At 68.3% G+C, this 21086-nt stretch carries 15 protein-coding genes; 9 read left to right on the forward strand and 6 right to left on the reverse strand.

All coding sequences use genetic code 11. The features are described 5' to 3' along the window. The first annotated feature begins 147 nt into the window (after window positions 1–147). Both WFQ67_RS24050 and WFQ67_RS24055 read left to right on the forward strand, forming a co-directional pair. Window positions 148–3846, forward strand: a complete 3699-nt coding sequence (locus WFQ67_RS24050; protein ID WP_337058411.1) for a PAS domain S-box protein — start codon at window positions 148–150, stop codon at window positions 3844–3846. Beyond that, the gene (locus tag WFQ67_RS24055; RefSeq protein ID WP_337058412.1) at window positions 3843–4850 is read left to right on the forward strand and encodes a two-component system response regulator; all 1008 of its coding nucleotides are present in this window, start codon (window positions 3843–3845) and stop codon (window positions 4848–4850) included. Before WFQ67_RS24050 ends, WFQ67_RS24055 begins: the two co-directional genes overlap by 4 nt. Window positions 4851–4890: 40 nt before the next feature. Here WFQ67_RS24055 and panB read toward each other — a convergent pair whose 3' ends face one another. Continuing rightward, window positions 4891–5718 carry a 3-methyl-2-oxobutanoate hydroxymethyltransferase gene (gene panB / locus WFQ67_RS24060; RefSeq protein ID WP_173179488.1) on the reverse strand — a complete coding sequence of 276 codons (828 nt, stop codon included), beginning with the start codon at window positions 5716–5718 and terminating at the stop codon, window positions 4891–4893. A gap of 85 nt (window positions 5719–5803) precedes the next feature. On the opposite strand from panB, the gene WFQ67_RS24065 reads away from it, so the two are divergent. Next, window positions 5804–6604, forward strand: coding sequence for an AraC family transcriptional regulator (locus WFQ67_RS24065; RefSeq protein WP_337058413.1), 801 nt, complete (start codon window positions 5804–5806; stop codon window positions 6602–6604). Here WFQ67_RS24065 and WFQ67_RS24070 read toward each other — a convergent pair. From WFQ67_RS24070 to WFQ67_RS24085, 4 genes are all read right to left on the reverse strand, one after another. Continuing rightward, complete coding sequence (locus tag WFQ67_RS24070) at window positions 6601–7464, reverse strand: pirin family protein (protein ID WP_337058414.1); 864 nt, start codon at window positions 7462–7464, stop codon at window positions 6601–6603. The two genes, WFQ67_RS24065 and WFQ67_RS24070, sit on opposite strands and share 4 nt — an antisense overlap. A gap of 66 nt (window positions 7465–7530) precedes the next feature. Then, window positions 7531–7950, reverse strand: coding sequence for an OsmC family protein (locus WFQ67_RS24075; RefSeq protein WP_184490820.1), 420 nt, complete (start codon window positions 7948–7950; stop codon window positions 7531–7533). A gap of 79 nt (window positions 7951–8029) precedes the next feature. Continuing rightward, on the reverse strand, window positions 8030–9418 hold the full coding sequence (locus WFQ67_RS24080) for a methyl-accepting chemotaxis protein (protein WP_213629226.1): 1389 nt from the start codon (window positions 9416–9418) through the stop codon (window positions 8030–8032). Between the two features lie 128 nt (window positions 9419–9546). Next, window positions 9547–10404 carry a substrate-binding periplasmic protein gene (locus WFQ67_RS24085; protein WP_213629227.1) on the reverse strand — a complete coding sequence of 286 codons (858 nt, stop codon included), beginning with the start codon at window positions 10402–10404 and terminating at the stop codon, window positions 9547–9549. Between the two features lie 121 nt (window positions 10405–10525). On the opposite strand from WFQ67_RS24085, the gene WFQ67_RS24090 reads away from it, so the two are divergent. Next, complete coding sequence (locus WFQ67_RS24090; RefSeq protein WP_337058415.1) at window positions 10526–11557, forward strand: amidohydrolase family protein; 1032 nt, start codon at window positions 10526–10528, stop codon at window positions 11555–11557. 153 nt (window positions 11558–11710) lie between these two features. Here WFQ67_RS24090 and WFQ67_RS24095 read toward each other — a convergent pair whose 3' ends face one another. Further along, window positions 11711–12052: a BRO-N domain-containing protein gene (locus WFQ67_RS24095; protein ID WP_173177670.1), complete on the reverse strand. Its 342-nt coding sequence runs from the start codon at window positions 12050–12052 to the stop codon at window positions 11711–11713. Window positions 12053–12712: 660 nt separating this feature from the next. Here WFQ67_RS24095 and WFQ67_RS24100 point away from each other — a divergent pair. The 5 genes from WFQ67_RS24100 to WFQ67_RS24120 all read left to right on the forward strand — a co-directional run bounded on the left by WFQ67_RS24100 (window position 12713) and on the right by WFQ67_RS24120 (window position 21003). Then, a complete protein-coding gene (locus tag WFQ67_RS24100) occupies window positions 12713–13177 on the forward strand; it encodes a DUF3859 domain-containing protein (RefSeq protein ID WP_173178321.1) in 465 nt (154 codons plus the stop codon). A 391-nt stretch (window positions 13178–13568) separates the two neighbouring features. Then, window positions 13569–15524, forward strand: a complete 1956-nt coding sequence (locus WFQ67_RS24105; protein WP_337058416.1) for a DUF1302 domain-containing protein — start codon at window positions 13569–13571, stop codon at window positions 15522–15524. A gap of 55 nt (window positions 15525–15579) precedes the next feature. Beyond that, window positions 15580–16950, forward strand: coding sequence for a DUF1329 domain-containing protein (locus WFQ67_RS24110; RefSeq protein ID WP_337058417.1), 1371 nt, complete (start codon window positions 15580–15582; stop codon window positions 16948–16950). Between the two features lie 198 nt (window positions 16951–17148). Then, window positions 17149–17868 (forward strand): response regulator, encoded by a 720-nt coding sequence (locus WFQ67_RS24115; RefSeq protein ID WP_111263457.1) that lies wholly within the window; start codon window positions 17149–17151, stop codon window positions 17866–17868. A 309-nt stretch (window positions 17869–18177) separates the two neighbouring features. Then, the gene (locus WFQ67_RS24120) at window positions 18178–21003 is read left to right on the forward strand and encodes a hybrid sensor histidine kinase/response regulator (RefSeq protein WP_173178324.1); all 2826 of its coding nucleotides are present in this window, start codon (window positions 18178–18180) and stop codon (window positions 21001–21003) included. Window positions 21004–21086: the final 83 nt, after the last annotated feature.

Below are 21086 nucleotides of genomic sequence, written 5' to 3' on the forward strand. Positions count from 1 at the left end.
GTCGGACAGGTGGTTTTGCATTCGCACGCGGATGATGGCATTTTGCCGGTTATGCGCGCGTATCCACTGGCCGGCCCGACATTGACTGACGGGCCGCGACCGTGTTGATTCTTCAGACGCCCGCCCCGCCCGCGAGACCCGGATTCGATGCCCGATCTGTCCCCGTTCTTCTTTGATGCCAACCAGCCCAGCCTGCTGGTCTTCGGCCAGCACGACCCCTGGATGGTGCTGCTGTCGGTCCTGATCGCCATCTTCACCTCCGGCATGGCCCTGCAACTGGCTGGCGTCGCGCGCCTGAGCAGCAGTCGCCTGTATCGCCAGGTGGCCATCTTCACCGGCGCCGCCGCGCTGGGCGGTGGCGTCTGGGCCATGCACTTCATCGGCATGCTGGCCTTCCAGCTGTGCGCCGCAGTGCGCTACGACCCGGCTGTCACCGTGCTCTCGGTGCTGCCCAGCCTGTTCGCGTCCTGGGTGGCGCTGAACCTGCTGGCGCGCAACGAGGTCAGCGCCGTGCAGTTCATCGGCGGTGGTGTGCTGGTGGGGGCCGGCATCGGTGCCATGCACTACAGCGGCATGGCGGCGATGCAGATGGCCCCGCTGCTGCGCTACGACCCCTGGGGCTTCGCCCTGTCGATCCTGGTGGCGGTGGTGCTGGCGATCATCGCCCTGTGGGTGCGCTTCGGCCTGCGCCGCCACCTCGGCGGCGTCCCGGCCATCGTCGTCAGCGGCACGGTGATGGGCCTCGCCATCGCCGGCATGCACTACACCGGCATGGCGGCGGCGCGTTTCGTCGGCACCGAGGAGTTCGCGATGCCCCAGGGCGTGCGCGGCAGCTTCTACCTGGCGCTGGCCGTGGCCATGGCCACCATCTCCCTCAGCGTATTCGTCGGCGCCGCCAATGGCCTGCTGCGCTATCGCCACCTGTTCCGCGAGCTGGAGGCCGGGCGCAGCCACCTGTCCTCGCTGCTGGACGCGGCCTTCGAGGCCATCTTCACCATCGACGACGAAGGCGTGGTGCGCTCGGTCAACCACGCGGTGCTCGGCCTGTTCGGCTGGCCCCCCGAGGAACTGATCGGAAAGCACATGAGCGTGCTGCTGCCCAGCGCCTACTCACGGGACCTCGAACGCGCGCTGGAGCAGTACCGCAGTACCGGCGAGAGCCGCCTTTCCGGCTCCGAGCTGGAGCTGGTGGGCCTGACCCGTGACGGTCGCGAGATCCCCGTGCGCCTCAGCCTCGGCGTCTCCCACCGCGAGGGCCGGCCCTGGTTCGTGGTCTTCGTCGCCGACATCAGCGAGCGCAAGGGCATGGAGGCCGCCCTGCGCGACAGCGAGCAGCAGTACCGCTCGCTGATCCGCAACATCCCCGGCGTGTCCTTCCGCTGCCTCCTGGACGACGACTGGACCACCCTGTTCATCAGCGACGCGGTGGAGCGGCTCACCGGCTGGCCGGCCGAGGACTTCATCGCCCGTCGATGCACCCTCGCGCAACTGGCCCACCCCGACGACCGCGAACGTGTCGCCGACGAGGTCTACGCCGCCGCCCGCAAGGGCCGCAGCTATGTGGTGGAGTACCGCCTGCTGGATCGCGAGGGCCAGGAGCACTGGGTATGGGAAAGCGGCAGCGTCGAACTCGACGACCAGGGCCAGTCGCGCTGGGTCGATGGCGTGCTGCTGGACCAGACCGAGACCAAGCTGCGCAACGCCGAGTACGAAGGCAAGGTCAACGCCATCAGCAAGGCCATGGCGATGATCGAGTACGACCTCGATGGCCACGTGCTGGAGGTCAACGAGAACTTCCTCGACCTGTTCGGCTATTCCCGCGAGGAACTGCTAGGCCAGCACCACGGCCTCTTCTGCGACCCCGAGCTGGTGGCCAGCGAGCGCTACGCCCGCTTCTGGCAGGACCTGCGCCAGGGCATGTTCCGCTCCGGCGAATACCGGCGCTTCGGCAAGGGCGGCCAGGACGTGTGGATCCAGGCCACCTACAACCCGATCCTCGACGCCGACGGACGCCCCTTCAAGGTGCTCAAGCTGGCCACCGACCTGACCCCGCGGCGGATCATGGAGCAGGACCTGCGCAACGCCCGCGATCGTGCCGAACAGGCCGCAGCGGCGCGCAGCAGCTTCCTGGCCAACATGAGCCACGAGATCCGCACCCCGATGAACGCCATCATCGGTTTCTCCGAACTGCTCCTGGACACACCGCTGAGCGAGAGCCAGCGCCGCCACCTGCGCACCGTGCAGCACTCCTCGCGCTCGCTGCTGGGGCTGCTCAACGACATCCTCGACACCGCCAAGCTGGATCGCGGCGCCATCGAGTTGGAGCAGCTGGACTTTTCCCTGCGCGAGCTCTGCGAGCAGGTCTGCGCGGCCCAGCGCCTGGGCGCCGAGAAGAAGGGCCTGGCGCTGCACCTGGAGTACGCCGCGCACCTGGGCGACTTCTTCAAGGGCGATGCATTGCGCCTGCAGCAGGTGATCACCAACCTGCTGGGCAACGCCGTCAAGTTCACCGAGCGTGGCCAGGTGCGCCTGGTGGTGGACGGAGCCCCCGGCGCGCTGCGCCTGGCCATCCACGACACCGGCATCGGCATCGCCGAAGACCGCCTGGAAAAGATCTTCGACCCCTTCGCCCAGGCCGACGCCTCCATGAGCCGGCGCTTTGGCGGCACGGGCCTGGGCACCACCATCTCCCGGCAGCTGGTGGAGCTCATGGGCGGGCACATCCGCGTGCAGAGCCGCGAAGGCGAGGGCAGCGTATTCACAGTCGAGGTCCCCCTCGGCCGTGGCGCCCAGGTGCGCCAGGGCGAGCAGCGCCCGGTGGCGATCCCGGTACTGCCGCGCCTGCGCATCCTCGCCGCCGACGACGTGGCGCAGAACCTAGAACTGCTGGAGATCAACCTCAAGCGCCTCGGCCACGAAGTGAGTGGCGTCACTGACGGCCGCGCGGCGGTCGAGGCCTTTGCCGCGCAATCCTTCGACCTGGTGCTGATGGACGTGCAGATGCCCGGCATGGACGGCCTGGAAGCCACCAGCCTGATCCGTTGCTTCGAACGCCGCGAAGGGCGCCCGCCCGTGCCCATCATCGCCCTGACCGCCAGCGTGCTCGACCGTGACCGGCAGAACGCCCTCGACGCCGGCATGAATGGCTTCGCCAGCAAACCCCTGGATGTCCCTGAACTCGTGGCCGAGATGGCCCGCCTGCTGGAGGGCCGACAGGCCGTCGTCATCGACACCGTGCCCCTGGAGCGCGAGGTGGCCGCGCTGTTCGACTGGAACCGCGGCAAGGACCTCTGGGGCGGTCCGGTGCAGATGGCCGCCGCCATCGCCCGCTTCCTCAAGGAGCAGGACGACCTGCTCGCCCAGCTGCGCGCGGCGCTGGAACGCCAGGCCCTGGCGGATGTGGCGGCCATCGCCCACCGCCTGCGCGGCGCCGCCGCCAACCTCGGCCTGGGCCAGATGGCCAGCTGCGCCGGTGACCTGGAGCGCTGCGGGCTGGCCGGCAAGGTGGCCGAGCTGGAGCCGCTGCTGCACACCCTGGAGCGGGTGCTGGACACGGTACGCGACGCGCTGCCGCTGTTCCCCGGCAGCGCCGCGGTGCCGGTCGCCTCGGGCCCGGTGGACCTCACCCCCCTGATCCAGGCCGGCCGGGCCCTGGCCCAGGAACTCGAGCGTGGCGGGCTGGACGACGCCGCGCTGGAGACCCTGCGCCAGGGGCTGGAAGGCCGGCCCGGGCATTCGCGCTTGCAGGACCTGCAGGGTGCCATGGATGATTTCGACTTCGACCAGGCGCTGCGGCACCTCCACGACCTGCTGGCCTGGCTCGAGACGGGAGAGATTTCCGCATGACCGCTACCACCCCGGACAACCGCCTCTGCCTGCTGCTGGTGGACGACGAGCCCACCAACCTCCAGGTGCTGCGGCACATCCTCCAGGACGACTACCGCCTGCTGTTCGCCAAGGACGGGGCCAAGGCCCTGGAGCTGGCCGGGCGCGAGGCACCGGACCTGGTGCTGCTGGACGTGATGATGCCGGGCATGACCGGCCACGAGGTCTGCGCGCGGCTCAAGGCGGACCCCGCGACCAGCACCATCCCGGTGATCTTCGTCACCGCCCTGGCCGACGTCGAGGACGAGGCGCGGGGCTTCGAGGTCGGTGCGGTGGACTACATCACCAAGCCGGTGAGCCCGCCCATCGTCAAGGCCCGGGTGCGTACGCACCTGTCCCTGGTGCGCCTCGACGAGCTCAAGCAGACGCGCCTGCAGATCGTCCAGCGCCTGGGCCTGGCCGCCGAGTACAAGGACAACGAGACCGGCCTGCACGTCATCCGCATGAGCCATTACGCGCGCATCCTCGCCCGTGCCCTGGGCTGGAGCGAGTCGGCCTGCGAAGACCTGCTCAACGCCGCGCCGATGCACGACGTGGGCAAGATCGGCATCCCCGACGCCGTGCTGCGCAAGCCCGGCAAGCTGGATGACGAGGAGTGGCGGGTGATGCGCGAGCATGTACGCATCGGCGCCGAGATCATCGGCGAGCACCCCAGCGGGCTGCTGCGCATGGCCCGCATCATCGCCCTGACCCACCACGAGAAATGGGACGGCAGCGGCTACCCCAATGGCCTGCGGGGCGAGGACATCGCCATCGAAGGGCGCATCGTCGCCATCGCCGACGTCTTCGATGCCCTCACCAGCGAACGCCCCTACAAGCGGGCCTGGTCGGTGGAGGACGCCATCGCGCTCCTGCGCGAGCAGAGCGGCAGGCACTTCGATCCGAGCCTGGTGGAACTGTTCATCAGCCAGATGCCGGCCGTCCTGGAGGTGAAGGAGCGCTGGGCGGAAGGGCAGGTGCAGTAGCCGCCCGGGTGCCGCAGGGCGGGCCGGGCGGCCCTCCGGCTCAGCCCGCCGCCTTCACCCCGAAACAATGGCCCGGCTCCGGGAACCGCCCCGCACGTACATCCCCGGCATAGGCCGCCAGCGCCCGTTCGATCTGCGGCGCCAGCTCCGCGTAGCGCTTGACGAAGCGCGGCTGGTAGTCGCCGAACAGGCCCAGCACGTCCTCGCTCACCAGCACCTGGCCGTCGCAGGCGGGCGAGGCGCCGATGCCGATGGTGGGGATCGCCAACTCCTCGGTCAGCTGCCGCGCCAACGGCTCGGCGGTCCCCTCGACGACCACCGCGAAGGCGCCGGCCGCCTGCATCGCCAGGGCGTCGCGGCGTATCCGTCCGGCGCCGGCGGCGTCCAGCCCCTGGGCCTTGAAGCCACCCATGGCATTGACCTGCTGCGGCATCAGCCCGACATGGGCCAGCACCGGCACGCCACGGCGCACCAGGAACTCCACCGTGGCAGCCAGCTCCTCGCCGCCTTCGAGCTTCACCGCCGGGGCACCGGTTTCGCGCAGCAGCCGCGCGGCGTTGACGAAGGCCTGCTCGGGGCTGGCCTGGTAGCTGCCGAAGGGCAGGTCCACCGCCACGCAGGCGCGGCTGGAACCCCGCATCACCGCCTGGCCGTGGGCGATCATCATCTCCAGGGTCACGCCCAGCGTGCTGGGCATGCCGTAGAGCACCATGCCGACGGAGTCGCCGACGATGATCAGGTCCGCCTGGGCGTCCACCCAGCGCGCCATCGGCGTGCTGTAGGCGGTCAGCGCCACCAGGCTGCCGGCGCCCTTGCGCTGGCGGATGGCCGGGACGGTGAGTCGGGCGATGGGGCAATGGGTGCTCATGAAAGGCTCCTGGGCAGTGCACGGATGGGCGTGGCGCAGGCTAACATCGGCATTTTCCTGCTCACTTGAGCAAAAGGGACAGTCGATGTCGCCAGCGAGACAAGCACCGCCCGCCGTTCCCCCGATCCCCGACTACCCGCGCCTGCCGCGCCCGGTCTACCTGCGCATGTTCGATATCCCGGCGGGCCACCCCATCGAGATGCACAGCCACGACTGGGTGCATTTCACCTATGCCCGCGCCGGGGTGATGCAGGTGCTCACCGAAGGGCACAGCTACCTGCTGCCCCCGCAATGCGCGCTGTGGATTCCCGCCGGGGTCCGCCACACCGCCTACAGCGAGCGGGCCATCGAGTTCCGCAGCCTGTACCTGGACGCCTCGGTGCTGGACGGCTATCAGCGCGAGTGCGCCGTGCTGCAGGTGACGCCCCTGCTGCGCGAGCTCATGGAGCGGGCCTCGGGCTTCCCCCGCGACTACCCGGAGCAGGGCGCCGAGGCGCGGCTGTTGCGTGTGCTGGTGGATGAGGTGCGCAGCCTGGAGGAAGCACCCTTCAGCCTGCCGTTACCGCGCGATGCGCGGCTGCGGCGGATCACCGACGCCTTGCAGGCGGACCCGGCGGACAACCGTGGCATCGAGGCGTGGGCGGGGCAGGTGGGGGCCTCGCGGCGAACCCTGGTGCGGCTGTTCCAGGCCGAGACGCAGCTGTCGTTCCGCGAGTGGCGGCAGCGCCTGCGCCTGCTCGCGGCGCTGCCCCTGCTGGCCGATGGCATGAGCGTCACCGCCCTGGCCAGCGAGTTGGGCTATGACTCCCTCTCGGCCTTCATCGCCCTGTTCCAGCGCCACTACGGCTGCACGCCGGGCGTCTACGGAAGCCGCCTGCGCAGCTAGCGCGGCAGTTCGATGCGCGTGGTCTCGCCGGGCACGTGCGGCCAGTCGCCGGCGGCCCAGCGGGCGCGTGCCGCGTCGATGCGCTGCGGGTCGCTGGACACGAAGTTCCAGTTCATCCGCCTCGGGCCGTCCAGCGGGGCACCGCCGATGATCACCAGGTGCGCGCCGCCACAGGCGGCCAGGCTGAACTGCACGCCCTCGGGCAGCACGGTGAGGGTGTTGATGGCCAGCGGCTGGTCGTCCAGCAGCACCTCGCCGTCCAGCAGGTAGACCGCGCGCTGTGGGTGCTCGGTGGGCACCAGCAGGGTGGCGCCGGCCTCCATGTGCACGTCGGCGTAGAGCGTCGGGGAGAGCACCGGCACCGGCGACTCCAGGCAGAAGCCGCTGCCGGCGACCAGGCGGATGCGCACGCCGAGGGCGTCCTGCTGCGGCAGGCTGGCGGCGCTGTGGTGGCTGTAGCTGGGCGCGCTCTCCTCTTCCTCGCGGGGCAACGCCAGCCACACCTGCAGGCCGTGGATACGCGAGCCGCTGGCGACCCGCTCGGCCGGCGTGCGCTCGACGTGGGCGACACCGGCGCCGGCGGTCATCCAGCTGACATCGCCGGGCTGCACGCGCTGGTCCGAGCCGAGGCTGTCCTTGTGCTGCAGCTCGCCCTCGAACAGGTAAGTGAGGGTGGAGAGGCCTATGTGCGGGTGCTGGCGCACGTCCATGCCCTGGCCGGGCGGGTAGGCGCTGGCGAGCATGTGGTCGAAGAACACGAAGGGGCCGACGCTGCGGCACTGGGCCGCCGGCAACGGACGGAGGATGGGCAACCCGGCGACTTCTTCGGCGCGGGGGCGGAGGGTGAGGATGTCGTTCATGCTGGGCTTCCGGCGCGGTGGGTGCGCAAGCATAGCGCGTCCGCGCGGGAAGCCCAGAGGGGCGGGTTACTGGCTGAAGTCGCCTTCGGCCAGGCGGGTCTCGATCTTCACCTCGGTGGTGGTCATCAGCTTGTGCAGCGGGCACTTGTCGGCGATGCGCAACAGGGTGGCGCGCTGGTCGTCGGTGAGGGCGCCGCGCAGGGTGAGCTTCACGCTCATGCCGTACAGGCCTTCCTTCTCCTTGCTGCTGTCGTGGACCACTTCGACACCGATGCCGGTCAGCGGGATGTCGTGGCTGCGGGCGTAGAGGGTCACGGTGAGGGCCTTGCAGGCACCCAGGGCGACGTCGAAGTAATCGTGCGGCTCCGGCGCGCTGCCTTCGCCACCCAGGGCCTTGGGCAGGTCGGTGAACAGCTGGTGCTCCTCGCCGACCTTGATGCTGTGGCGATAGCCGTCCGCGGATTCGGTGGTGACGGTGATGGTCATTGGCAGTCCTCTGCGTGGTGTGGGTAGGCGGTCCTGTTCGCTTAGAGGCCGCCTACCGCCTGAGTGTTCCCGTGACCGTTCAGAGCAGCGCGCTGAGGCGTACATCGGCGCCAAGCACGCGTTGCAGTTCGCCACGGGGTCCGAAAACCGGCACCGAGACGGTGAAGCAGAAGTCGTCGGTGGCGGACGAACGGTACACCGGCGTGATGTGACTGGCGAGGCCATCGGCGACCGCGCGGAACCAGGGGCGCTGGGCCCAGTTGCGGCCCTTGCAGGAGTCGCCCTGGTGCGGCACGTCGAGGGCGAAGATGTTCTCCGAAAGCTGGGTGCCGGTGCGATCCACCAGGTAGAACAGCTCGATGTGCGCGTCACGCTTGAGCGTCTCGCCCAGCAGGGCCTCGGCCTGTGTGACCTCGCCCAAGAGCGCCGGCTCGCACGCCAGGCGCTCGATGCTGCGCTGGATGTCGCGGTGCATTTCCAGGCGGAAGTCGCCGAGGCCCTGCAGCAGGCGGTCGCCGTCCTCGCGCACGGCCTGGCTGTGGCGCAGCACCTGGCCGGCCTTGCCCAGCAGCTCGGCGGCCACCTGGGCGATGTTCTGCACGTCGCCGTTGATCGAACGCACGGCCTGGCCGATCTGCTCGGTGCCCGAGGCGATCTGGCCGACGCGGCCGTCCAGCTTGTCCATGGCCGCGCGGGTGCTGTCCAGGCCGGCGCCCACCTGCAGCATGCCCTGGTGCCCTTCGGCCACGGCCTGGTGCATGCGCTCACCGGCTTCGGCCAGCTGCGCCATGCCATCGCGGAAGCGTTCGATGATGCCGCTGACCTGGGTGGTGGCGTCGGTGGTGTGCCCGGCCAGGCGCCGCACCTCCTCGGCGACCACGGCGAAGCCACGGCCGTGGCTGCCGGCGCGGGCGGCCTCGATGGCTGCGTTGAGCGCCAGCAGGTTGGTCTGCTGGGAGATGCTGGCGATCACGCCTATCACCTTGCTGACTTCCTCCAGCTGGCCGGTGAGGTTGCCGATCACGCTGCCCAGTTGCTGTTCGCTGGTGCCGATGGCATCCACCTGGCGCAGCACGTCCTGGCCGTTGCGCTGGCACTGGCGCAGGGTGCTGGAGACATCGCCGGAGAGCTTCGCCACCTCGGCGGCGCCGGGCACCAGTTCGGCATCGAGGGTGGTGGTGACCTCTTCGCTGGCGCTGGCGATCAGCTCGGACGACTGCGCCAGCAGTTGCCCGCTCTGCTGGTTGGCAGCGGCGATGCGCGCCAGCTCGGGGGCGTGGGCGGCAATGCCGACGGCGGCGCCGAGGCTGGTGCGGATGCGCTGTTGCAGGCCATCGACGAAGCCGTTGAGGCGGGTCATCAGCGGCGTGCCGGTGGGCAGGCGGGTGGTCAGGTCATGGGCGGTGAACAGCGCGTCGAGCGCGCCTTCGTCCGTGGCGCGGCGTGCGGGGCGCAGAAGCTGCAGCATGGCGATATCCCTCTCGTTGGGTCTGCGGGAGGTGCTGCAAGCGAAGTGCCATTACGGCACGGCCGGGATTTGCCGGGCGAAGGGCCGCCCGGGCTGCACCGGCACGGGTCGGGTGGGGCGTCCAGGCGCTACTTGAGTGCAGCCGGGTGGTACCAGAGCTCGTCGCGCTCGATGGGCGTGCCTTCCGGTAGGTCGGGGTTCACCAGTTCGATCACCCGGCGCCTTTCCATGCGCGCGCGGCGCAGCGTCTCGCCGTGGTAGCGCTGGAACAGGTGCTCGAAACTGCCGTCGGCGATGGCCGCCTCCAGGCCGCGCTGGATGGCGGCGGCCAGCTCGGGGCGCTGGCGCGAGGTGAAGAAGTAGAAGGCGGTGGGGTAATGCAGCACCAGGTGGTCGTCCACGGCCAGGTGCAGGCCGTTGGCCTCGGCGCGGCGCTGTTCGTCCCAGGCCACCACCACTTCGCGGGGGAACAGCTCGAAGCGGCCGGCGTCGAGCATGCGGAACAGGTTCTCGTAGCCCGGCGTGGTCACCACGGTGAGACCGTTGGCGCGCAGGATGTCGGTGTCGGGCCAGTCATGGCGCTGGCCCATGCGCAGGGCCTCGAGCTGTTCGCGGCGGGTGACGCCGGCGAGCAGGTCGCGCTGGTCGGCGCGCACCAGGAACACGCGCCAACTGATCAGGCCCTTGTAGATGGGGATGCGGATCGGCAACAGGTCGGCTTCGCGCTCGCGGGTGGTCATGGTCCACATCAGTTGCACGCGACCGTCGTTGCGTTCCAGGGACAGCTGCGCGCGTGACTGCGGCATGGGTTCCAGCGAGGGCTCCAACTGGTAGTCGCCGCCGCTGTGGGCCAGGGCCAGCCGCAACAGCTCGACCACATAGGCTTCCGGGTCCTCGCCATTGGAGTGCAGGGGATAGACCAGGCGCTCGCCGGCAGAGGTGGCGAGGGCGGCGAAGCACAGCAGGAACAGGACGCAGCGCGGCATGATGGAATTCTTGTGGCGGAGCCTGCTGCAGCATAGTCGCAGTAGGCCATCAGAGCACCCACCTGAACCCGGCGGGCGTGGCGCCGGTCTACCTTTGCCATGACCGTCAGGAGGACGCCCCTTGCCCATCGCCCGCCATTGCCTCGCCGCCATCCTTGCCCTCTGCGCCTGCGCCGCCCAGGCGCGGGACTACCGCTACAGCGATTCGCACCTGCACTACGTGGACTTCTTCCAGGAAAGCGAGGGCATGCAGGGGCTGCTCGAAGCCATGGATGCGGGGGCCATCGACCACGTGATGATCTCCGGCATCCCGGTGGCCAAGAAGTGGCACGAGGACGAGCCCAAGCGCCCGCGCTACTACGCCGGCGACGATGCCGACGCCTACTGGTACACCGCAACCGATACGCTGGTGGCCGCTGCGGTGAAGACGCTGCCGGAGGACCAGCGCCACCGCTTCCATCCCTTCCTCAGCGGCTTCAACCCCAACGACAAGAACTCCGATGCGCACATCCGCCGCATGCTGGAATTGGACCCGGGGCTGTGGCAGGGCATAGGCGAGGTTTTCACCCGCCATGACGACCTCACCGCGCTGATCGACGGCGACACCCCGCGCGCCAACAACGAAGCCATGTCGCGCATCTACCACCTCGCCGCCGAGTACGACCTGCCGGTGATGCTGCACTCCAACATCACCTCCAAGCGCGAGCGCAACCCGCTGTACCTGGCGGAGATCGAAGAACCCCTGCGCAACCACCCGCACGTGCGCTTCATCTGGGCCCACGCCGGCACCAGCATGGAAATCCACCGCCACCAGAAGAAGCTCGACTTCCTCCTGCCCACCCTGAAGCGCATGCTCGGCGACTACCCCAACCTCTACGTCGATCTCTCCTGGACCGTGCTCCAGCCCTACCTCCTGGACAAGAACGGCAAGCCCGACCCGGAATGGCTGAAGCTGGTGGAGAAGTACCCCGAGCGCTTCATGCTCGGCTCGGACGTGGTCGGCCGCTTCGAGGGCCTGGGTGAGTACCTGCGCGCCTACGCCCCCTTCCTCGACGCCTTGCCCGAGGACGTGGCCAAGCGCGTGGCGCGGGACAACTTCCTCGCCGTGCTGCCGCGCAACCCCAAGCACCTGGAGCATGTCGCCGCCCCGTGATGCCGGGTTCAACCCGGCTTGCAGCGGCACGGTGCCGGGAGTGACATAGGGTGGAGGTCGCTTTTTACCTCCACCAATCGGCGTCCCTGGCTGCGCATTTTCTGCCGACTGACCGCGCTCTTCGTAGGTGGGCTTCAGTGTGTAGCCCGGGCTTCAGCCCGGGGTGCGGTACATCCACAATTCCGGGAGCACGGCCTGGGTGACCCAGCGCCGCAGATTGCGGTTTTCCGGGTGGTAGCAGTAGGTGAAGAGCAGGGCATGCAGGCCGGATTCGCTCACCACCGTTTCCTCCTCGAAGCCGCCATTGGCGGTGCGCAGGTGCACGCGCTGGCGCTGGTCGTCGCAGAGGTTGGCGAGCAGGCGTTCGTGGAGGTCGGTGTTGAGCAGGCGGCGCAGGTCGCGGGTGGAGAACCAAGCCTCGTGGCCGATGAGGAAGGCGCGCAGCTGGCGGCGGTAGCGCAGGAAGTGGCGCGGCGTGATCTGGGGAAGCGTCATGGCAATGCTCCGTCCATAGGGCTGGGGAGCCGCCACCGAATCCTTGAAGGGTGGCGGACCGTGCGAGTGTGGAAGTACCGGGCCAATCAAAACCGGGCCGGGCCGAAGCCCGCTCGCACAGTCCGCCATAGACTGCCGACGTGTTGCATGTCGCTATGGCGATTGATTGGCTATGTAGCGGGCTTCCACACCCGGTTGTGTCCCGAGGGGCACAACGGCGGGAACCCTAGCCAAGCCCCTTGTAGGCCGGCAATGCGGTCGTCGCGTAGGAATTTTCAGGCGGCACGCTTGTAGGGGCGACTTCAGTCGCCAAGCAGCCCGCAGGGCTGCCTCGGCACGGTGTTCCCAGGGAGCACCGCTGGTGGATGAAAAGAGCGTCATCCACCCTACGCATCGGCCAGCTCCTCACGTGATTTGGCGCACTGCCGTAGGTTGGCGCCGAGCGCAGCGAGGCCCAACGGTGCGGGGATCAACTTCGCGTGTTGGGCTTCGTACCTCAGCCCAACCTACGGAGGCCGTGTTTCCCTGCAGCACCGCCGGTGGATGAAAAGAGCGCCGTCCACCCAAAGCCCCGGTCAGCCTCGCAGTCGGGTCTCAACCTGTCATCAGTCGGTCATGAAGGTGTCATAGCCTCGCGCCATCTAAACCAAGGAGCGAGACATGAAAGCAACCCGACTGAGTGCACTGATCGCCCTCGGCCTGGCATCCGGCGTGGCGATGGCCGACGTACGGGTCGAGGGGCCGATCGAGTTCGGTGTCTTCGAAAGCCGTTACCAGGACTACCAGCCCGGCGAGCGCGTGCTCACCAGCAGCACCCAGAACATCCTGCCCACCGACCAGGTGCCGGCGAAGCTCGGCACCAAGTTCGGCATGCGCTACACGCTGGTGGGCAAGCGTGAGAACGACACCCCGCTGACCCTGCTCTACCTCACCCCGGGCGTGACCACCCCCGATGGCGTGCGCCACGACAAGTTCGAGGTGATCCAGAAGATGGCGCCCGGCGCGCCCCAGGACGTGATGGCCTACGAATTCACCGAGACCCACGAAGTGGTGCCCGGCGAATGGCGCTTCCTGGTGTTCCAGGGCGACCGCCTGCTGGCCGAGAAGCGCTTCGACGTGCGCTGACCGACCTGCGTTGCGAAGCGGACCCGGCCTTGTGCCGGGTCTTTTCGTTTCTGGCCGGATATCACTCGCCGTGATGATGTTTCGTGGTGGTTGGCGGTGAGTTCTTTCCTAAAAAATTACTATTTTTAGCCGAATTGGACGGTTGGCAGCACGTACACACTTTGTTACCTTGCCTGCACTATCGTACCAATTAGCGATTCCCGCTCATTACAAGAACAACAGCGTGACCGTCGCCGGCGTGCATCCCGCGACGAAGATGGATACCTGCGAGAGCGCCGCCGAGGCCTGCCTGAACCGCCCGGACGCCGCTCCGCAGCCGAGAGAAAACAACAAAAGGGCCGGACGTAGAGCCAGCCCAGAAATCTTGGCCGTCAAGGGAGGTACGTTTGCTATGAAGAGGCATATCCGCTTATCCGGACTCGGATGCAGGCCCATGCAGGCGGGGGCTGCCTTCGGGCTGTTGCCCCTGCTGATCGCCGGGCCCGCGCAGGCCGTCGAGTTCAGCCTGATGGACAACCAGCTCAGCGGCTCCATCGACACCACGCTGTCCTACGGCGCCATGTGGCGGGTACAAGGCCGCGACAAGGACAACATCAGCGACATCAACGCCGACGACGGCAACCGCAACTTCGACACCGGCCTGGTTTCCGAGGTGTACAAGGCCACCTCCGACCTCTCGCTGAAGTACGACAACTACGGCGCCTTCGTGCGTGGCACGGCGTACTACGACACCCAGATCATGGATAAGCGCAACGACTACTACGGCACCACCGGTGGCGTGGAGCGGCCCAGCCAGTCCTTCCCCGATGACGACCATTTCACCCAGGACACCCGCCATATCGCCGGGCGCAAGGGCGAGATCCTCGACGCCTACGTGTACGGCAGCTGGGATGTGGGCACCATGCCGCTGGGGGCCAAGGTGGGTCGGCAGGTGATCAACTGGGGCGAGGGCGTGTTCTACCGGGGCGGGGTCAACACGGTGAACCCGGTGGACGCGGCCAAGTTCCACCTGCCCGGCTCCGAGCTCAAGGAGGTGCTGGTGCCCATGGAGGCGCTGAGCTTCAACCTGGGGCTGACCGACAACCTGTCCATGGAGGCCTTCTACCAGTGGAAGTGGAAGGAGACGCGCCTGGACCCGGTGGGCACCTACTTCTCCGAGACCGACCTGTTCGCCGATGGGGGGCATACGGCGTATACCACCTCGACCGACCTGGCACCGCTGATGCCGCTGTATGACGTGTTCGCCGGCTTCGGCCTGCTCGGTAATGGGGCCAATGGGCCGAACGCCTACCTCAATGGCGATACTGGCGTGTTCAAGGTCGCCAATATCGGCAAGGACCTGCAGGCAGACGATTCCGGCCAGTTCGGCGTGGCCTTCCGCTACATAGCCGAAGAACTCAACTCCACCGAGTTCGGCTTCTACTTCGTCAACTACCACGCCAAGGAACCGCAGATCGCCATCGATCTGAATGGCTACCAGGGCGTCGACCTGGCTGCTCTGGGCGGTGCACTGGCAGGCAATAGCCTGCCACCCGAGTACGCCGGTGCACTGGCGACCTTCGACCTGGCGAGCAACGCCCAGGCGCGGCGGCGCTATGTCGAAGACATCCGCATGTACGGCTTCAGCTTCAATACCACGGTGGGGGATGCATCCGTCTCCGGCGAGATCGCCTACCGGCCCAATGCGCCCATCGCCATTTCCGCCACCGATGACCTGCTCAGCGACCTGTTGCTCCAGGGCATCAATGGTTCCGACCTGGTCAATTCCGGGGTCGCCAACGATGCCGCCTGCGCAGCCGTCTCCGGCAAGCAGCTCTGCCGCAGCTCGATCTTCGACAACTACGAGCGGGCCGAGACCTACAACCTCTCCCTGTCCACCATCTACAACTTCGGCCCGGCGCTGAGCTTCGACTCGGTGATCGGCGTCGCCGAGGTGGCCTCGCAGCACATCCGTGGCAGCAGCCTGAAGTACACCGCCTTCGACGGCTCGGTGCGCAAGTTCTCCAGTACGACCGACAAGGCCTACGAGGACGATCGCACCACCGACAGCGACCAGATCAGCCGCGACAGCTACGGCTACACGCTCCTGGTGTCCGGCAGCTGGAACGACGTCTACGCCGGGGTGAAGCTCTCGCCCTACCTGGTGTTCCAGCACGACTTCCAGGGCAATTCGGACCGCACCGGCAACTTCATCGAGGGCCGCAAGGCGCACACCCTGGGGATCGATGCCTCCTACCTGAACAGCTTCGAGGTGGGCCTGCAGTACACCGAGTACTACGGCGCCGGGCGCAACAACAGCACCCGCGACCGCGACAACGTCTCGCTCACCGCCAAGTACTCGTTCTGATGCCAAGCGCCCGGCCGTGATGCGCCGGGCCGTACAAGACAGGGAGATGCACCCCATGTTGAAGAAATACTCGTTGCTGCTGGCCGCCATCGTGCTCGCCGGCGGTGCCACCGACGCCCTGGCCGCGGTCTCCGCCGAGCAGGCCGCCACGCTCAAGTCGACCCTCACCCCGCTGGGCGCGGAGCGGGCCGGCAACGCCGCCGGCACCATCCCCGCATGGGCCGGCGGCATCAGCCAGGCGCCGGCAGGCTACAAGGGCTCGGGCCAGCACCACATCGACCCCTTCGCCGCCGACCAGCCGCTGTTCACCATCACCAAGGCCAACCTCGAGCAGTACAAGGCCAACCTCACCGACGGCGAGATCGCCCTGTTCAACGCCTACCCGGAAAGCTTCCAGATGCCGGTCTACCCGACCCGGCGCTCCGGCTCGGCGCCGCAGTGGGTCTACGACAACACCCTGAAGAACGCGACCACCGGCAAGCTGCTCAACGGCGGCAACGGCTTTGCCGACGCCTACGGCGGCATCCCGTTCCCCATCCCGCAGAACGGCCTGGAGGCGATCTGGAACCACATCACCCGTTATCGCGGCACCTACATCGTGCGGCGCTCGGCGGAGGCGGGGGTGCAGCGCAACGGCGCCTATTCCCTGGTCACCTCCGAGGACGAGGCGCTGTTCCGTTTCTACGACCCCAAGGGCAGCTACGCCGACCTGCAGAACACGCTGTTCTACTACATGACCTTCACCACCGCCCCGGCGCGCCTGGCCGGCAACGGTGCGCTGGTGCAGGAGATGCTCGACCAGGTCAAGGAGCCGCGCCAGGCCTGGGGCTACAACCCCGGCCAACGCCGCGTGCGCCGCGCGCCGACCCTGGCCTACGACACGCCGATCGAGTCCACCGACGGCCTGCGCACCGCCGATGACACCGACATGTACAACGGTGCGCCGGACCGCTACGACTGGACCCTGGTGGGCAAGAAGGAGATCTACATCCCCTACAACAACTACAAGCTCACCAGCCCGGAGGTGAAGTACAAGGACCTGCTGCTGCCCGGCCACGTCAACCCGAAATACACCCGCTACGAGCTGCACCGGGTGTGGGTGGTGGAAGGCAAGCTCAAGGCCGGGGCGCGGCACATCTACTCCAAGCGCACCCTGTACCTCGACGAGGACAGCTGGGGCGCCGCCGTGGTTGACCAGTACGACGGCCGCGGCGACCTGTGGCGCGTGTCCCTGGCCTACCTGAAGAACTTCTACGAGCTGCCCACCGTGTGGACCGCGCTGGACACCTTCCACGACCTGCAGGCGCGTCGCTATGGCGTGCAGTGGCTGGACAACGAAGAGGCGGGCACCGTGGACTTCAGCCAGCCATCCCCGGGCGACGCCGCCTTCAACCCCGCCGCGTTGAGGCGCAAGGCATCGCGCTGAGGGCCGTTCGAGTGGCCCCCGCGTGCGCGGGGGTGACGGGGTGTGCGGAGGTATTCGAATCCACCGTCATCCCCGCGAACGCGGGGACCCACTAAGCGCATCCGGCCTAGGTGTTTTTTAGTGGACCAGCAGGGCTGCTCGTCGCAGCGGCGCCGCGCTATATTCCCCGCGTTCGCATTGACGATGAGCGAGGGACCCATGGCCGGGCAGGTCAAGATTCTGGTGGTGGACGACGATTCCGAGGTACGCGAGTTGCTGCAGGACTACCTGGGCGGCCATGGCTACCAGGTGGAGCCCGCCTGCGACAGCACCGGCATGCGCGCAGCCCTGGCCGCCGGCCTGCCGGACCTGGTGCTGCTCGACGTCGGCCTGCCGGGCGAGGACGGGCTGAGCCTGGCGCGCTACCTGCGTGAGCACCACGACCTGCCGGTGATCATGGTCTCCGGCGCCGGCAGCCCGGTGGATCGCACCATCGGCCTGGAGGTAGGCGCGGATGACTACGTGGCCAAGCCCTTCGACCCGCGCGAGCTGCTGGCGCGGGTCAAGACGGTGTTGCGCCGTTACCAGCGCGTGCCCAGCGCCGTTGCCGTGGAGGCGCCCGCCGAGGCCGGCAACTGCCTGCAGCTGGGGGCCTGCCGCCTGGACCTGGACCGCCACCAGCTGTTCGATGCCAGTGGCGCGGAAATCCCCCTCACCGCCATGGAGTTCGACCTGCTCCAGGCCTTCGCCCAGCGCCCCAACCGGCCCCTGTCCCGCGACCAGTTGCTCAACCTCACGCAGAACCGCGACTGGAACCCCTTCGACCGCTCCATCGACATCCGCATCGCCCGCCTGCGCCGCAAGCTGGAGACCGACCCCGACAAGCCCCAGGTGATCCGCACCTTGCGCGGGGTGGGCTACATGTTCGTGCCGGGCTGATCACCTGGCCTCGCCGTCGACCGCCCCGTAGGAGCGAGCTCTGCTCGCGAAGCTTTGGTGCTCCCCGCTGTTTCCGGATGGGGCGGGTGGCGTTTTGGGGGCGATCGGGAGGTTCTGCCGGGCTTGAAGCGCCGCCTGATGGGTTTCGCTGCGCTCGCGGAACGCCGCCCGACCCATCCTACGAATACCGGGATACCGCGATACCGATCCGCCTTTGTTTCAATTGTTTCAACCGCGTTGTACCCCCTCAAAAGGCGGGGGCCGGCTCTCTATACTCCAGCCATCACCCAGGCTCGTGGAGGCCTTCCGATGAGCCAGACGGCACCCCGCCCGCTGTTCGATGGCGCCGCCGAGCACCAGCTGCGCCAGATCGTCGACAACAGCAGCGCGGTCATCTACGTGAAGGACCTGGATGGCCGGCTGCGCCTGGTCAACCGTGCCTTCGAGCAGCTGTTCCGGGTGCGCGCCGAGGAGGTCATCGGCCACACCGACCACGAGTACTTCCCGAAGGAGCTGGCCGACGTGCTGCGGGCCAACGACCTGCAGGTGGTGGAGCAGGGCCGCGAGCAGGAGTTCGAGGAGCGGCTGCCGTTCAACGGCGTGGTGCGCACCTACCTCTCCAGCAAGTTTCCGCTGTTCGACGGCGAGGGCCGGGTCACCGCCGTGTGCGGCATCTCCACGGACATCAGCTCGCGCAAGAGCGTGGAGGAAGTGCTGCGCTACGTCGCCCTGGGCATCTCGGCGGCCACCGGCAACGAGGTGTTCGAGGCCATTGCCCGCTACATGGTGCGTTCGCTGCACGCCGACTTCGCCTACGTCAGCCGCATCAGCGACGAGGGCCCGCACAAGCTCACCACCCTGGCCATGTACTACTCCGGCAAGCTGCGCCCCAACTCCACCTATGCGCTGGAGGGCACGGCCTGCAGCCACGTGCTGGGCAAGGCCTTCCACTTCGTCGGCAGCAACCTGCTGGAGTGCTACCCCGGGGATGCGGTGTTCCGCGCCTATGGGGTCGACAGCTACGCCGGCTACCCGCTGTTCGCCAGCGACGGGCGCCCGCTGGGGCTGATCGCCGCTGGGCGGATGGGGCCGATGAAGGAGCGCGAGCGGGCCGAGTCGGTGCTGCGCATCTTCTCCGTGCGCGCGGCGGCGGAGATCGAGCGGCTGGAGGCCGAGGCGAGCTACCGGGCGATCTTCGCCGGCTCCGAGGACGCCATCCTGGTGCTGGACATCGACAGCGGCGCGCTGGTGGATGCCAACCCGCGGGCCTGCTCGACCGTCGGCTACAGCTACGAGGAGATGCTGGGGCTGGACATGGACGCCTTCAGCGCCGGCTACGAGCCCTATACCGCCAGGCAGGCGGCGGGCTTCCTCGCGCGGGCAGCGGCCGGCGAGCCGCAACGCTTCGAATGGCACCGGCGCAACCGCGACGGCAGCCTGCACTGGGACGATATTTCGCTCAAGCGCGTGACCCTGTCCGGCGTCGACCGCATCCTGGTGTTCTGCCGCGAGATTACCCAGCGCAAGGAGGCCGAGCAGGCCCTGCGCGCCAGCGAACTGCAGCACCGCGCCATCGCCGACACGGCGCTGGACTGCTTCATCGGCATGGACCGCGCCGGGCGCATCCTGGCGTTCAACCCGGCGGCCGAGCGCTGCTTCGGCATCGCGCGCGACGATGCCCTGGGGCAGTGGCTGCTGAAGCTGATCATTCCCGAGCGCTTCCACGAGGTGTACGAGCGTGCCTTCGAGAGCTACGCCCAGACCGGCACCGGGGATTTCCTCGGCAAGCGCATGGAAGTGGTCGCCCAGCGGGCTTCCGGCGAGGAGTTCCCCGCCGAGCTGGCGCTGACCCAGGTGAGCGGGGACGAGGGGCCGCGCTACATCTGCTACCTGCGCGACATCACCGAGCGGCGCCAGGCCGAAGAGGAGAAGGCGCGCCTGGAGCAGCAGCTGCGCCAGGCCCAGCGCATGGAGGCCATCGGGCACCTCACCGGCGGTATCGCCCACGATTTCAACAACCTGCTGACCAGCATGCTGGGCTACACGGTGATGGCCCAGGAGCATGCCGAGTCCCTGCATGACGAGCGCCTGGGCAAGTACCTGACGCGGGTGCAGCGCTCGGCGGAGAAGGCCCGCGACCTGATCCAGCAGATGCTCACCTTCAGCCGGGGCAGCCGGGGCACGCCGCAGGTGGTGGCGCTGGACCTGCTGCTGGGCAACTTCATCCGCCTGGTGGATTCCACGCTGCCGGCCACGGTGGAGGTGGAGACGCGCCTGGCCCATGACCTGCCGCCGGTGCTGGCCGACCCGGTGCAGCTGGAGCAGGTGCTGATGAACCTGTGCATCAACGCCCGCGACGCCATGAGCGGGGTCGGCCGCTTGCGCGTGGGGCTGGAGCCGGCGCGCTTGCAGGCCGGCGTCTGCGCCTCGTGCCAGCAGCGCATCGACGGGCAGTTCGTCGCCCTGACCGTCAGCGACAGCGGGCCGGGCATCGATGCGGCGTTGCGGACGCAGATCTTCGAGCCGTTCTTCTCCACCAAGGCCAGCGGGCAGGGCAGCGGCATGGGCCTGTCGATGGTGCACGGCATCGTCCACGAGTACGGCGGCCACATCCAGCTGGACAGTTCGCCGGGGGAGGGCGCCACCTTCCGCATCCTGATCCCGGCCCACGACCAGGCGCCGCTGGCCGCACCGGCGGCGGGGCCCGTGTGCGAGGCGCTGCCGCCACGCTCTGCCCTGCGCGGGCGGGTGGCGGTGGTGGACGACGACCCCGTCGTCAGTGAGTTCATGGGCGAGTTGCTGGCCAACTGGGGGCTCGCCGCGCAACTGTTCGGCGACCCGGAGGAGGCCAGCCGGCAGCTGTGTGCCGACGCCTACGCCTGGGATCTGGTCATCCTCGACCAGAGCATGCCGCGCCTCACCGGCCTGCAACTGGCGCGGCGCCTGCTGGCGGCGCGGGCGGACCTGCCCATCGTGCTCTACACCGGTTTCAGCGACAGCCTGGTGGAGGCCGAGGTGCAGGCCCAGGGCATCAAGGCGCTGCTGACCAAGCCGCTGGACCAGGGGCGCCTGCATCGTCTGTTGCGCAACTGGCTGCCAGGTGCCGGCGACGGATACCAGACTGAAACAAACTGAGCGGTCGCTGCCATCGGGCAGATACAGGCGCGGGGCAATCTGGCCCTGACTGCAGAGCCCTGCAGTTCCAGACTCCCGGCAGG

The organism is Pseudomonas sp. USHLN015 (assembly GCF_037153275.1).
GTDB classification, from domain to species: domain Bacteria; phylum Pseudomonadota; class Gammaproteobacteria; order Pseudomonadales; family Pseudomonadaceae; genus Metapseudomonas; species Metapseudomonas tohonis.